Genomic DNA, 12,810 nt, shown 5'->3' with positions numbered 1-12,810 from the left:
TTCAGGCGCTCAGGCTTCGCGCACCGCCGCGGCACGCGCCTGGATCGACCGTGCGTGTGCCAGCAGCGGCGCGTCGATCATGGAGCCCTCGAAGGTGAACGCGCCCTTCTGGCCCTTCGCCGCGTCGAGGACGGCAGCAGCCCACGTGGTCTGCTTCTCCGTGGGTGCGAAGGCCTTGCGGACGACGGGGACGTGCTTGGGGTGGATCGACACCTTCGCGTCGAACCCGCTCTCCACCGCGTCGAGCGCTTCAGCAGCCAGACCGTCGACATCGTCGATCGCGGTCCAGATCGAATCGAGCGCCCACTTGCCGTGCGCCTTCGCCGCCAGCAGCGTCTGCGAGCGCACGTGCATCGCCACGGCCCGGTACGTGCCGTCCTCACCGCGCGACGAGCCTCCGCCCATCGCGGCTATGAGGTCCTCCGACCCCCACATGAGGCCGTGGACGTTCGGAGCCTCGGCGATCTCCGCAGCGTTCACGGCGCCGGCGGGGGTCTCGATGAGGGCGATGATGCTCTTGCCCGGCAGGGCGACGGCGATGCGTCCCGCGTCTTCGGCCGATTCCGCCTTCGGCAGCATGACCATCTCGAACGGCAGCTCCTTCAGCAGTTCGACATCAGCGGCGAAGTGGTCCGTGTCGACAGCGTTCACCCGGATGACGGTGCGCTGCGGCGACAGTGCGGTGGAGTCGCTGCTCCCCTTCGCCGCGTCGCGGACGGCTTGCCGTGCAGTGGCCTTGTCACCGGCGGAGACAGCGTCCTCGAGGTCGACGATGACGATGTCGGAGCGCTCTGCGGCCTTTCCGAACCGATCCGGTCGGTCACCGGGGACGAACAGCCAGGCGGGGCGGATGTCGAAGCTCATGATCACCTTCAGGTCGGGGGCCTACGTCGTCTCCTCCATCGTATCCGCTGGCGCTGTCACGACAGTGACCGACCGCACACCGGACGGCGGCTCGACACCCACCACCCCACCCACGAACGCCTACGTCCGCGTTCTGGACAGGTGAATCCTTGTTCACGTGTCCTGTACGCGGACGTAGGTGGCGAAAAGTCCTGTACGCGGACGTAGGTGAGGCTGCGGCTCAGCCCTTCTGCGCGTGGTCCTGCGTGAAGACCATCGTCTTGCGGACGGCTTTCGCGACGACGTCGCCGTGCTGGTTGCGGCCGATGTGCTCGAGGCTGATGATGCCCTCGCCCGGACGGGAGCGGGACAGGCGCTTGTCGAGGATCTTCGTCTCCGCGTAGAGGGTGTCACCGTGGAACACCGGCTTGGGGAACGAGACCTCGGAGAAGCCCAGGTTCCCGACGATCGTTCCCTGTGTCAGCTGCGCGACCGACAGGCCCACCAGAGTCGCCAGCGTGAACATGGAATTGACGAGCCGCTCACCGAACGGCTCGGATTCCGCGAAGTGCGCGTCCAGGTGCAGGGCCTGCGCATTCATCGTCACCGCCGTGAACCACGTGTTGTCCGCTTCCGTGATCGTGCGTCCCGGCGCGTGCTTGTACGTCGCACCCACCTCGAACTCATCGAACCACAGCCCGCGCTGCTCGATGACGGCGCCGTCGGACCCATCGCCGCCCGTTGCCGTCCCGTCGCGTGCCGTCCGGTCCGTGTCTCCCGCACCGCTGCCCGTGCTCTGCTGGGTCACTGCAGGTCCCTCCCTCATCTCTGTGGTCTGCCGCACACCAGACTATCGGCACAGCACACGCGATCAGCACGCCCTCCTCCGCCACTCAGCGCTGCTCGGACACGGTCGTGCCCCACCACTGAGTCGTGCGAACTCGCCATGCGAACCGGTCATGCGAGCGCGTCACGCGAGCGCGTCACGCGAACCGGACACGCGAACTCGTCATGCGGACGCGGCAGGACCTCGGTCCGACTCCTTGGCGACGAGAGCGTCGAAGTGGGCTCGCATGCGCGCACGGTCCGCGCGGCGGCCGGTGACGAGCTCGAACGTGTCGGCGGCCTGCCCGACCGCCATGTGGCCCCCTTCCATGACCGCGCAGCCACGGGCGCGCGCCGCGTCCAGCAGGGCGGTCCGCACGGGGCGGTAGACGATGTCGGCGACCCACAGGCCGGGATGGAGGGCGGCCACCGGGATGGGCGTTCCCGGGTGCGTGAACATGCCGATCGGACTCGTGTTCACGAGCCCCGAGGCGCCGGCCACTGCGACCGGCGCGTCATCGGGCACGGCTGTGTCCACGGGGTTCCCCGTGCGCACCTGTGCTGCCACTGCCCGGGCCCGCCCGAGGTCCGGGTCGACGATCGTGATCCGCTCAGCACCCAGCCCCACGAGTGCATCGGCGACCGCGGCCCCCGCCCCGCCCGCCCCCAGCTGGACCACATGGGTGAGGTCCACGGAGGGCAGGCAGTAGCGCAGCCCGGAGGCGAATCCCGACCGGTCCGTGTTGTGGCCGATGAGGGCCCCGTCGCGGACGAGCACGGTGTTCACCGATCCCAGGCGCGATGCCACGGGGTCCACCTCGTCGAGGTGATCGAGGACCATCCGCTTGCAGGGGTGCGTGACGTTGAAGGCGTCGAAGCCCCACTGCACCCCTTCCCGCAAGAGGTCCCCCACCGACTCCGCGTCCCGGCCCACCTCTGTGAGGTCGAAGGGGCGGTAGACGAGGGGGATCCCCTGCGCCGCACCTTCGGCTTCATGCATCGGCGGGGTGAGTGACGGGCGCACACCCTCCCCGATCAGTGCCATGAGGTGGGAGCACGCGCTCATGCACGATCCCCCGTCGCAGGGGTGACGGTGGACGTGGCGCGCGCGGCACTCTCACGCAGCGCCTCGGCCTCCTGCGGAGAGACCTGGAGGTCGTCGATCTGATCGAGCGTGTAGGGCGCGGTCTCCTTCGCCGTGAGGGCGGCGAACAACGACAGCAGGCACACGGCGGAGACGAAGGCCGCCGGCCCGAACCAGCCGTTGAGGTCGTCCCCGGACAGCAGCGTGGCCGCTGCGGGCGCGAACCCACCGGACAGCGCGAAACCGATCTGCGTGCCGAGCGCCAGCCCCGTGGCACGGACCCGCGTCGGGAACATCTCCGCGTAGAAGGCGGGCCAGATCGCGTTGGCCGCGGAGTACAGCAGTCCGGACATGAGGATGCCCAGCACGAAGATGAGCGGCCAATTGCCCGTCGTGATGGCCCACAGGTACGGGTACATGACGATGGCCGGCCCCAGAGTGCCGACGACGAAGACCGGCTTCCGGCCCACCTTGTCCGCGATCCTCGCCGCCACGGGGATGGCACCGAGTGCGACGACGTTGACGAGAACGGGCACCCACAGCATCGTCGATCGATCCAGTCCGACCCCGTTGGTCGCGAAGGACACGGAGAAGACGGTGAAGACCATATTGACCGTGTTGATCATGGAAGCGACGGCGACACGGGCGACCGCGGCCTTGTGGAACCGCAGCGTCTGGACGAGTGGTGTCATCGTGACGCCGGAGTTCTTCATCTCCTCGAACCCGGGCGGCTCCTCGAGTTTGCGCCGGATGACGTAGGCGGTGACGACGACGAAGGCGGACATCCAGAACGGGACGCGCCACCCCCATGAATCAAGCGACGGCTCCGGGAGGAACCTCACGATCGGGATGAAGACGATCGTCGCGAGCAGTGTCCCGAACTGCGTGCCCTGCAGCGTCCAGGAGGCGATGAAGCCCCTGTTGCCCTCGTCCGCGTGTTCGAGTGACATCGAGATCGCGGAAGCCTGCTCACCCGCCGCGGACAGCCCCTGGACCATCCGGCAGAGCACGAGGAGCGTGGGGGCGAGGTACCCGGCCTGCTCGTAGGTCGGCAGGCAGCCGATCGAGAAGGTCGCCGCCCCGATGAGGAAGAGCGTGAGCATGAGGACGAACCGCCTCCCCAGCCTGTCCGCGAGGGGGCCCATCACGAGCGCGCCCAGGGGTCTGACGACGTACGCGACGCCCACGGTCCCCATGGCGAAGAGCACGGAGACCGCAGGCGGCGCATCGGCCGGGAAGAAGAGCTTGTTGAGCACGAGCGCGGCGGCGGTGCCGTACACGGCGAAATCGTAGTATTCGAGCGCGGAGCCGACCCAGGCGGCGATGGCCGCGCGGCGCGGGGTGCGCTTGAGGGGATCGGGAAGCGGTGGCGCAGGGGTGGAAGTCACGGGAGCTCTTTCGGTCGGGGGCTTCATCGCCGGAGTCTGAGGGGACGAGGGGAATGCTCTTTCGAGCCCGGATTCAGGGGACTGCTTCGAGGGTGTGCGGTGACGAGGCGCAGCGGATCACCGACCAGCACCCGGCCCGCCCCTGTGTGCGCACAGAGGAGACAGAGGAGTCCGACGGGAGAGCGTCTGAGATGAGTCCTGCACCGAAGACGACGATGTCCTGGGTCTGCACGTGTGGCCCTTCATTCACTAATTGCCACTATGTGGCAATTGCTGTCTAATAGTGAGAACTATCGTGGCGCACCGCACACCCGCCTGTCAATGCCCTCGTCGGCGAAACCTTCGAGGCCATGGATACGATCGAGTAGTCACGGCTGGCCATCACGGGCGAACAGCCAGACCAACGCACGCACAGGGGCACGACTCCACAGGGGGACGCATGGCGGAGGAGACGGACGAGTCGTCGAGCGGGTCCAACCCGCAGCGCGGGGGCACGAACCCCGGCGAGCGCACTGCCGCGCGCGGAACGACAGCCAAGGGCGGAACCGTCGCAAAGGGCCTGGGAGTCCTCACGACCTTGGGCGACTTCCCCGATGGCGCAACTGCGGGAGACGTCGCGCGGGCCGTGGGGCACCCCTTCTCCACGACGTATCGCCTGCTGGGCACCCTGGTCGACACCGGCTTCGTCACGTACGACCCGGCCGGGAAGCGCTATGCGCTGGGCCTCGCGGTCTTCGAACTGGGCCAGCGGGTCGCCCATGCCCGCGGCTTCGCCGGGTCCGCGCTCCCAGTCCTGTCCGAGCTGACACGGCGCACGGGGGAATCGAGCCTCGTGGCCGTCCGCGACGGAGCCCACACGGTCACGATGCACACCGTCGACGGACCCCAGTTCCGCACGACCACTGACCCGGGCGACCGGGGCCCCCTCCACACGAGCGCGATCGGGAAGATCCTCCTCGCGCAGATGGATCCCGCACAGCGGAGGGCGCTGCTCGAGTCACTCGACCTCACCGCCCGCACACCGCACTCCCTCGCCGACGCGGAAGCGCTCAACGCCCAGCTCGATGAGGCCGCGTCGCAGGGGTGGGTCTACCAGCGGGAGGAGCACGACCTCGGCATGAATGCGATCGCGGTGCCCGTCACCACGCAGTCGGGGATCACGCTCGCCTCACTCGCGCTCGCCGCTCCGCTGTTCCGCGCGGACCGCGATGCGCTGGTGAGCCATGTGCCGACGATGCAGGATGCTGCGGCCAGGCTCGCCGTCCTCCTGCCCCACCCGTGACACGCACTCTGAGACCTTCGCATCCCTGAGACCTTCGCGCACCGGCCGCCGCGGCACCCGCAGCAGGTGGGTTCACTGCACGCCCGCAGCGGCGGGACTCACTGCAGGGCGGAGGTGAGCCGCATCGCGGAATCGAGCCAGCGGCGCCCCCACGAGCGCTTCCCCCACTTCTCCGCGGTGAGCTCGGAGCTCACGGCACGGTAGTCGTCCATGATCGCGTGGAGGGTCTCCGTGATGTCACCGCCGTACGTCAGCAGGCTCACTTCGTAGTTGAGGCCGAACGACCGCATGTCCATGTTCGACGACCCCATGACGGAGCAGAGGTCGTCGACCGTGAAGCACTTCGTGTGGAGCACCTTGGGTGCGGGGTAGAGGTAGATGCGGACCCCTGCCTCCAGCAGCGCCTCGTAGTACGAGCTCTGGGCGTGGTCGACCATGAACTGGTCGGCCTGCTCGCTCACGTACAGCTCGATCTCCACCCCGCGGTGTGCGGCCGTGACGATCGCGGCGAGCATCGATTCGTCCGGCACGAAGTACGGGCTCACGATCCGCAGCCGCTCCTGGGCGAGGTAGACGAGGGAGACGAAGAGTCGGAGGTTCGGGTGGGTGCGGAAACCCGGACCGGACGGCACCACCTGCACCGCATTGACCTCGGAATCCGCGCGCACCGACGTGACGGACGAGTCGGACCCGACGGCGCGGGCGAGCGCTGCCGACGCTCCGAGACCGGTGGTGAGGCGACCGCCGATCGCGTCCTCCCGTTCTCTGAGGCGCTCGTCCGAGTCGTAGGCGCGGATGGTGAGGTCCTCACCGGTCTCCGAGTACCAGTCGGTGGCGAAGACCGCTTCCAGCGACGCCACGACGGGCCCGGTGAGTTCGACCATGATGTCGTGCCAGTGCCTGCCGATCTGCGCGTTCTTCGCGTTCCCGTAGGAGGACTCGATCATGTTCATCGACCCCATGAACGCGCGGACCCCGTCGATGATGACGTGCTTCCGGTGGTTGCGGAGGTCGATCCTGCGCACCCGACCGCGGAGCGGTTCGAACGGGAGCATGAGCGCCCAGTCGATGCCCGCCGCGGCGAGTCGCCGCTTGAGCGGGCGGAACCCCTTGTACTTGCGAGACCCCAGGTGGTCGAACAGGACCCGGATCTTCACCCCGCGCGACGCCGCACGTTCGAGCGCTGCGAGGAACGGCTCCGTCGCCGCATCCGCAGTCATGATGTACATGCACACGTCGACGTAGGCCTCCGCCTCGTCGATCGCTTCCGCCATGAGGCGGATGTTCTCCGCGTAGTCCGTGCGCACGCCGTGGTCGGTGCCGGTCACCATCGGCAGGTACGTGAGGTTCCGGTTGAGTGTGACGAGCCCGCCGAAGTCACGGGGAACGCTGATCGCGTCCGGCCAATCGGGGATGCCTGCGGTCCCCTGCTCCAGAAGGGTGTTCGCCTCCGTCTGGATCGCTTCCCGCCGGCCCGTGATGTACGGACTGCCCAGCATGAGGAACAGCGGGATGCCCACGACCGGCAGGAACAGGATCAGCAGCAGCCAGGCACTCGAGGAGGACGGACGCCGGTTCTCCGGGACGACGCCGATCGCGATGATCTTGATCGTGTAGTCGAAGACGATGATCGTGGCCGACACGATCTGTGCCCAGTCCCATTCGCGAAGTTCGAGTGCCCCCATGGAACAAGACTACGCAGGAGCACACGCCCGGAGTTCCGGAAGGGAGGAGATGAGATGGGCCTTCCGTACTCACGGAGACGGACGGAGCTCTCGACTACTCTAAAATTGTTAGAGTAGTTGAGAGCTCCGTTCCAGCGCCCCGCGTCCCGCGGAGCACCGTCAGCGCAGGTGCAGCCTCACAGCCCCAGGTCGCGGGCGATGAGCATGAGCTGGACCTCCGTGGTCCCCTCGCCGATCTCGAGGATCTTCGAGTCGCGGTAGTGACGGGCGACGAGGTATTCGTTCATGAACCCGTAGCCGCCGTGCACCTGGGTGGCGTCGCGTGCGTTGTCCATGGCCGCCTCGGACGCCACCATCTTCGCGATGGCCGCCTCCTTCTTGAAGGGCAGGCCCGACTCCATCTTGGACGCCGCGGCGTAGTAGGCAGCCCGTGCGGTCTGCACGCGCGCCTCCATCCGTGCGATCTTGAAGCTGATCCCCTGGTACTCGCCGATCGGTTTGCCGAACGTCGTCCGCTCCTTCGCGTACTGCACGCTCGCGTCGACGCAGCCCTGCGCCGCGCCCACGGACACCGCGGCGATCGCGATGCGGCCCTCGTCGAGGATCCGCAGGAAGTTCGCGTACCCGCGGCCCCGCTCGCCCAGCAGGTTCTCCTCCGGCACGCGCACGTCCTCGAAGGTGAGCGGGTGGGTGTCGGAGGAGTTCCAGCCGACCTTGTCGTACGCCGGTTCAGGCGTGAACCCGGGAGTCCCGTTGGGGACGATGATCGTGGAGATCTCCGGCTTCTGGGTGCCGTCCCTGCCGGTCCGCGTCCCCGTCACGGCGGTCGCGGTGACGAACTTCGTGATGTCCGTGCCGGAGTTCGTGATGAACGACTTCGACCCGTTCACCACCCATTCGCCTCCGTCCAGGACGGCCTTCGTCTTCGTGCCGCCGGCGTCGGAGCCCGCCTCCGCCTCCGTGAGGCCGAACGCCGCGAGCCCGCGCCCGTCGATCACCTGGGGCAGCAGCTCCTGCTTCTGGGCGTCGGTGCCGAACCGGTAGATCGGCATGGCGCCCAGCGACACGCCGGCCTCCAGCGTCATCGCGAGCGACTGGTTCTCCCGCGCGATCTCCTCGAGCGCCAGGCAGAGGGCGAAGTAGTCGCCGTCCATGCCGCCGTACTCCTCCGGGAACGGCAGGCCGAACAGGCCCATGTCGCCCATCCGGCGCACCAGCTCGTACGGGAACTCGTGCTTCGCGTCGAGTTCCGCACTCACCGGCGCGACCTCGTCGTCCGTGAATTTCGCGACGGTCCGCCGCAGGGTCTCGTACTCGTCCGGGAGCATGCCCGGAACGAAGACTGCAGTCATGATCACTCCTCGTTGTCGTCGGTGTGGGCCTGGTCGGTCGTCTGGGCAGGATCGTCCGTCTGCTCGGGGTCGAGGACGATCGCGAGCACCTCGTCGAGCGCCACCTGCGCCCCCGTGACGGTCTTCAGCTGCACGATGCCGTCGGCGGGTGCGGTGAGGACGTGCTCCATCTTCATCGCCTCGACGACGACCACCGGCTGCCCGGTCGTCACCGTGTCCCCGTCCTCCACGCGCAGGTCGATGACGGATCCCGGCATGGGTGCCAGGACATCCGCACCGGCCGCGGCCGCCCCGATCGCGGTCTCCGCGTGGGGTCGGGTGAACTGCGCGAGCCCGTCCCGCGTGCGCACCCAGAGGGTGCGTCCGTCCGCCGAGGCCCACACCCGTCCCGTGACCTGCTCACCGTCCAGCGTGAGCCGCAGGACCCCGTCGCCGAGGTCGGCCACCGGCGGGTGCCCGAAGTCCACGTCGACGTGCTCGCCCCGGTGGACGAGGGGAACCGTGCTGCGGGCGGGTGTGAGGCTGCGCCACCCGCTGCCGTCCTCCCACAGCCCGGCCGGATCGGCCGGTGGGCGGCCAGCAGTGGCCTTGGCAGCCTCGGCGGCGGTGACGGCGGACGCTGCGAACTGCAGCGCGGCAGGGTCCAGCGGCTCCGCGAGGTCGTCCTCGCTCAGCGCGTCGATGATCCCCGTGTGGAGGTCACCGGCGATGACCTCGTCGAGGCCCATGAGCGTCTGGAGGAAGCCGATGTTCGTGACGATGCCCGGGACCGCTGACTGCGCGAGCGCGGTGCGCATGCGCGCCACCGCCTCGGCACGGTCCTCACCGGTGACGATGAGCTTCGCGATCATCGGGTCGTAGTCGCTCACGATCCGCTGGCCCGGCTCCAGGCCGGCGTCCACGCGGATGCCCACACCCGCGGGGAACGCGACGTCCAGCGCGGTGCCGCCAGTGGGGAGGAACCCGCGTGCGGGGTCCTCCGCGTAGATGCGCGCCTCGATCGAATGGCCGGTGAGCGTGATGTCGTCCTGCGACAGCGCCAGCTGCTGGTCGGCCCCGATCCGCAGCTGCCATTCGACGAGGTCGACTCCGGTGATCTGCTCCGTCACCGGGTGCTCCACCTGGAGGCGGGTGTTCATCTCCATGAAGAAGAACTCGTCCGGGCTGTCCGCGGACACGATGAACTCGACCGTGCCGGCGCCCCGGTAGTCGACGGACTTCGCGGTGTCCACGGCAGCCTGCCCGATGCGGGCGCGGGTCGTCTTGTCCAGCAGCGCGCTGGGCGCCTCCTCGATGACCTTCTGGTGGCGGCGCTGCAGCGAGCACTCCCGCTCCCCCAGGTGGATGACGTTCCCGTGGGAGTCCGCGAGCACCTGCACCTCGATGTGACGGGGCCGCAGCACCAGCCGTTCGAGGAAGAGCGTGTCGTCCCCGAAGCTGCTGGCAGCCTCACGCCGGGCAGAGGCAAGCGCCTCCTCGAGGTCCGCTGGGTCGTGGACCTCGCGCATGCCCTTGCCGCCACCGCCCGCAGACGGCTTGACGAGGACGGGGAAGCCCACCTCGCCGGCGCGTGCGATGAGCTGCTCGTCCGTGAGGCCGGGTTCCGCGACACCGGGGACCAGCGGGACGTCGCGAGCCGCCACGGCCTGCTTCGCGGAGATCTTGTCTCCCATCACGTCGATGGACGAGGCGGTGGGCCCCAGGAAGACGATGCCCTCCTCCTCGAGACGACGCGCGAACGCGGCGTTCTCCGACAGGAAGCCGTAGCCCGGGTGCACGGCCTGCGCACCCGTCGCGTGCACCGCGGCCACGACACGGTCGATGTCGAGGTAGGACTGGTTCGCAGGCGCGGGCCCCAACCGGTAGGCGAGGTCCGCGGCCTTCGTGTGTGCGGCCTCGGCGTCCGCGTCGGAGTAGACGGCGACGGTCTCGATGCCCATCCTCCGGCAGGTCCGGATGACGCGCAGCGCGATCTCGCCGCGGTTGGCGATGAGGATCCTCGTGAACATGTGCCTCACATCCTGAAGACGCCGTAGCCGGAAGCGGCCAGCGGACGTTCGAGGGGGGAATACCGTGCCGCTTCGAGTGCCAGCGCGAGCACGCGGCGGGTGTCCGCCGGGTCGATGATGCCGTCGTCCCACAGGCGGGCGGTCGAGTAGTAGGGGTTGCCCTGGTCCTCGTACTGCTCGCGGATGGGATCCTTGAAGGCCTCTTCGTCGTCTGCCGACCACTCTTCGCCGCGGCCTTCGATCTGGTCGCGCTTGACGGTGGCGAGCACGCTCGCGGCCTGCTCGCCGCCCATGACGGAGATGCGCGCGTTCGGCCACATCCACAGGAAGCGGGGCGAGTAGGCCCGTCCGCACATCGAGTAGTTGCCCGCACCGAAGCTGCCGCCGATGACGACGGTGAACTTCGGCACCCGCGCGGTCGCGACCGCATTCACCATCTTCGCGCCGTGCTTCGCGATGCCACCGGCCTCGTACGACCGGCCCACCATGAAGCCGGAGATGTTCTGGAGGAAGATGAGCGGGGTGGAGCGCTGGTCGCACAGCTCGATGAAGTGCGCGCCCTTCATCGCGGATTCGCCGAACAGGATGCCGTTGTTCGCGATGATGCCCACGGGGTGCCCGTCGATCCGGGCGAACCCGGTGACGAGGGTGGTGCCGTACTCCGCCTTGAACTCGTGGAACTCGGAACCGTCGACGATGCGGGCGATCACCTCGCGGACGTCGTAGGGCACCTTCGAGTCGACAGGGACGACCGCGGTGATCTCCTCCGGGCTGTGCGCCGGGGCCTGCGGTGCGGTGCGGTCCCACGCCGGGGCGTCGAGGGGGCCGAAGGTCTCGACGATGTCGCGGAGGATCTCCAGCGCGTGGTCGTCGTTCGCCGCCAGATGATCCGTCACCCCGGAGGTGCGGGAGTGGAGGGCGCCTCCGCCCAGCTCCTCCGCCGTGACGACCTCACCCGTCGCAGCCTTCACGAGCGGCGGTCCGCCCAGGAAGATCGTGCCCTGCTCGTTGACGATGACGGATTCGTCCGCCATCGCAGGCACGTACGCCCCGCCTGCGGTGCAGGAGCCCATGACGGCGGCCAGCTGCGGGATGCCCGCGGCGGACAGCGTCGCCTGGTTGTAGAAGATGCGGCCGAAGTGGTCGCGGTCGGGGAACACGTCGTCCTGGTTGGGGAGGTTCGCGCCGCCGGAGTCCACGAGGTAGAGGCACGGCAGATTGTTCTGCTGCGCGATCTCCTGGGCCCGCAGGTGCTTCTTCACCGTCACCGGGTAGTACGTGCCGCCCTTGACCGTCGCGTCGTTCGCGACGATGACGCAGAGCCTTCCCGACACCAGGCCCATACCGGTGATGATGCCGGCGCCCGGCGAGGCGTCGTCGTACATGCCGTTCGCCGCGAGCGCGGAGAACTCGAGGAACGGGCTGCCGGGGTCCAGCAGCCGCTCCACACGGTCGCGCGGCAGCAGCTTGCCGCGGTCCAGATGTCTCTGCCGCGAGGCCTCGGAACCCCCGCGGGCGGTGGCGGCTGTGCGTTCACGGAGTTCGTGGAGCAGAGTCGCGTGTGCCTGCGCGTGGGGTGAGGACTGCGGGTCGACCGGCGAGCCGATGGTTCGCATGGGGTCTCCTCCAGGATCGTCATGTGCGACGGACACACGTGAGGCGCACGGGGCGCTATGGCGGCGACGTCGACACACTCAGTTAACAATGATTAACTGATGTGATGATAGCCCGGAAGGAGCGGATGTGACAACACGCACAGGCGGTGCGGGCAGCCGGGAGGCCGCGAAGGCGGAGCGACGCAGGCAGCTGCTGGACTCCGCGAAGGGCCTCTTCGCCCGGTACGGGTTCCGCGCGGTGCGGCTGGGTGACATCGGCCAGGGCGCCGGCGTGTCCGGTCCCGCCGTCTACCGCCACTTCGCCTCGAAGGAGGCGGTGCTCTCCGAACTGCTCGTCGGCATCTCCACCTACCTGCACTCCGGTGGCGAGCGCATCATCGCGGAAGGCAGACCGCCGCGCGAGACGCTGGCCGCCCTCATCGACTTCCACGCGGACTTCGCGCTGACGGAGCCGGAGCTCATCCGCATCCAGGACCGCGACCTCGACGCCCTGCCGGACGCGGAGCGCCGCAGCGTCCGCCGTCTGCAGCGCCAGTACGTCACCGCGTGGGCGGGCGTCGTCGCGGACGTGCACCCCGAACTGTCGCAGGAGGCTGCGACGGTACGCGTGCACGCCCTCTTCGGGATGGTGAATTCGACTCCCCATCTCAGCCGTAGGCTGCCACCGGCGGTCGTCGCACAGCAGCTGCGGGCCTCCGCCCGGGCGGCGCTGGGCGTGGAGTGACA

At 68.8% G+C, this 12,810-nt stretch carries 11 protein-coding genes; 3 read left to right on the top strand and 8 right to left on the bottom strand.

Features of this window, described 5'->3' with window-relative positions:
- Nucleotides 1-9: 9 nt before the first annotated feature.
- Nucleotides 10-864 (bottom strand): HpcH/HpaI aldolase/citrate lyase family protein, encoded by an 855-nt coding sequence (locus tag JFC09_RS12955; protein WP_198394449.1) that lies wholly within the window; start codon nucleotides 862-864, stop codon nucleotides 10-12.
- On the opposite strand from JFC09_RS12955, the gene JFC09_RS12950 reads away from it, so the two are divergent.
- Nucleotides 863-1,009, top strand: coding sequence for a hypothetical protein (locus JFC09_RS12950; protein WP_198394448.1), 147 nt, complete (start codon nucleotides 863-865; stop codon nucleotides 1,007-1,009). The genes JFC09_RS12955 and JFC09_RS12950 overlap by 2 nt on opposite strands.
- Nucleotides 1,010-1,084: 75 nt before the next feature.
- Here the strand turns inward: JFC09_RS12950 and JFC09_RS12945 are convergent, their stop codons facing one another.
- From JFC09_RS12945 to JFC09_RS12935, 3 genes are all read right to left on the bottom strand, one after another.
- Nucleotides 1,085-1,555 carry a MaoC family dehydratase gene (locus JFC09_RS12945; protein ID WP_198394556.1) on the bottom strand — a complete coding sequence of 157 codons (471 nt, stop codon included), beginning with the start codon at nucleotides 1,553-1,555 and terminating at the stop codon, nucleotides 1,085-1,087.
- Nucleotides 1,556-1,852: 297 nt separating this feature from the next.
- The gene (locus tag JFC09_RS12940; RefSeq protein ID WP_198394447.1) at nucleotides 1,853-2,734 is read right to left on the bottom strand and encodes a shikimate dehydrogenase; all 882 of its coding nucleotides are present in this window, start codon (nucleotides 2,732-2,734) and stop codon (nucleotides 1,853-1,855) included.
- Nucleotides 2,731-4,167 carry an MFS transporter gene (locus tag JFC09_RS12935; RefSeq protein ID WP_198394446.1) on the bottom strand — a complete coding sequence of 479 codons (1,437 nt, stop codon included), beginning with the start codon at nucleotides 4,165-4,167 and terminating at the stop codon, nucleotides 2,731-2,733. Before JFC09_RS12935 ends, JFC09_RS12940 begins: the two co-directional genes overlap by 4 nt.
- A gap of 412 nt (nucleotides 4,168-4,579) precedes the next feature.
- Between JFC09_RS12935 and JFC09_RS12930 the strand changes: the two genes are divergently transcribed.
- A complete protein-coding gene (locus JFC09_RS12930; protein ID WP_198394445.1) occupies nucleotides 4,580-5,422 on the top strand; it encodes an IclR family transcriptional regulator in 843 nt (280 codons plus the stop codon).
- Between the two features lie 98 nt (nucleotides 5,423-5,520).
- Here the strand turns inward: JFC09_RS12930 and JFC09_RS12925 are convergent, their stop codons facing one another.
- The 4 genes from JFC09_RS12925 to JFC09_RS12910 form a co-directional block, all read right to left on the bottom strand.
- Nucleotides 5,521-7,107 (bottom strand): phospholipase D-like domain-containing protein, encoded by a 1,587-nt coding sequence (locus tag JFC09_RS12925; protein WP_198394444.1) that lies wholly within the window; start codon nucleotides 7,105-7,107, stop codon nucleotides 5,521-5,523.
- 176 nt (nucleotides 7,108-7,283) lie between these two features.
- Entirely contained in the window at nucleotides 7,284-8,459 is a 1,176-nt protein-coding gene (locus JFC09_RS12920; RefSeq protein ID WP_198394443.1) for an acyl-CoA dehydrogenase family protein, read from the bottom strand.
- A gap of 2 nt (nucleotides 8,460-8,461) precedes the next feature.
- Nucleotides 8,462-10,468: an acetyl/propionyl/methylcrotonyl-CoA carboxylase subunit alpha gene (locus JFC09_RS12915; RefSeq protein ID WP_198394442.1), complete on the bottom strand. Its 2,007-nt coding sequence runs from the start codon at nucleotides 10,466-10,468 to the stop codon at nucleotides 8,462-8,464.
- Nucleotides 10,469-10,473: 5 nt separating this feature from the next.
- Complete coding sequence (locus JFC09_RS12910) at nucleotides 10,474-12,084, bottom strand: carboxyl transferase domain-containing protein (RefSeq protein WP_198394441.1); 1,611 nt, start codon at nucleotides 12,082-12,084, stop codon at nucleotides 10,474-10,476.
- 127 nt (nucleotides 12,085-12,211) lie between these two features.
- On the opposite strand from JFC09_RS12910, the gene JFC09_RS12905 reads away from it, so the two are divergent.
- The gene (locus JFC09_RS12905; RefSeq protein ID WP_198394440.1) at nucleotides 12,212-12,808 is read left to right on the top strand and encodes a TetR/AcrR family transcriptional regulator; all 597 of its coding nucleotides are present in this window, start codon (nucleotides 12,212-12,214) and stop codon (nucleotides 12,806-12,808) included.
- Nucleotides 12,809-12,810: the final 2 nt, after the last annotated feature.

The organism is Brevibacterium yomogidense (genome assembly GCF_016107685.1).
GTDB classification, from domain to species: domain Bacteria; phylum Actinomycetota; class Actinomycetes; order Actinomycetales; family Brevibacteriaceae; genus Brevibacterium; species Brevibacterium yomogidense.
Note: the sequence above shows the minus strand (reverse complement) of the source record. Positions and strands in the feature narration are given on the sequence as shown.

Excerpts from the sequence above, each read along its gene's own strand:
- JFC09_RS12950 (WP_198394448.1), top strand. The coding sequence starts at position 863 with ATGATCACCTTCAGGTCGGGGGCCTACGTCGTCTCCTCCATCGTATCC.
- JFC09_RS12955 (WP_198394449.1), bottom strand. The coding sequence starts at position 864 with ATGAGCTTCGACATCCGCCCCGCCTGGCTGTTCGTCCCCGGTGACCGA.
- JFC09_RS12925 (WP_198394444.1), bottom strand. The coding sequence starts at position 7,107 with ATGGGGGCACTCGAACTTCGCGAATGGGACTGGGCACAGATCGTGTCG.
- JFC09_RS12935 (WP_198394446.1), bottom strand. The coding sequence starts at position 4,167 with ATGAAGCCCCCGACCGAAAGAGCTCCCGTGACTTCCACCCCTGCGCCA.
- JFC09_RS12930 (WP_198394445.1), top strand. The coding sequence starts at position 4,580 with ATGGCGGAGGAGACGGACGAGTCGTCGAGCGGGTCCAACCCGCAGCGC.
- JFC09_RS12915 (WP_198394442.1), bottom strand. The coding sequence starts at position 10,468 with ATGTTCACGAGGATCCTCATCGCCAACCGCGGCGAGATCGCGCTGCGC.
- JFC09_RS12940 (WP_198394447.1), bottom strand. The coding sequence starts at position 2,734 with ATGAGCGCGTGCTCCCACCTCATGGCACTGATCGGGGAGGGTGTGCGC.
- JFC09_RS12910 (WP_198394441.1), bottom strand. The coding sequence starts at position 12,084 with ATGCGAACCATCGGCTCGCCGGTCGACCCGCAGTCCTCACCCCACGCG.
- JFC09_RS12920 (WP_198394443.1), bottom strand. The coding sequence starts at position 8,459 with ATGACTGCAGTCTTCGTTCCGGGCATGCTCCCGGACGAGTACGAGACC.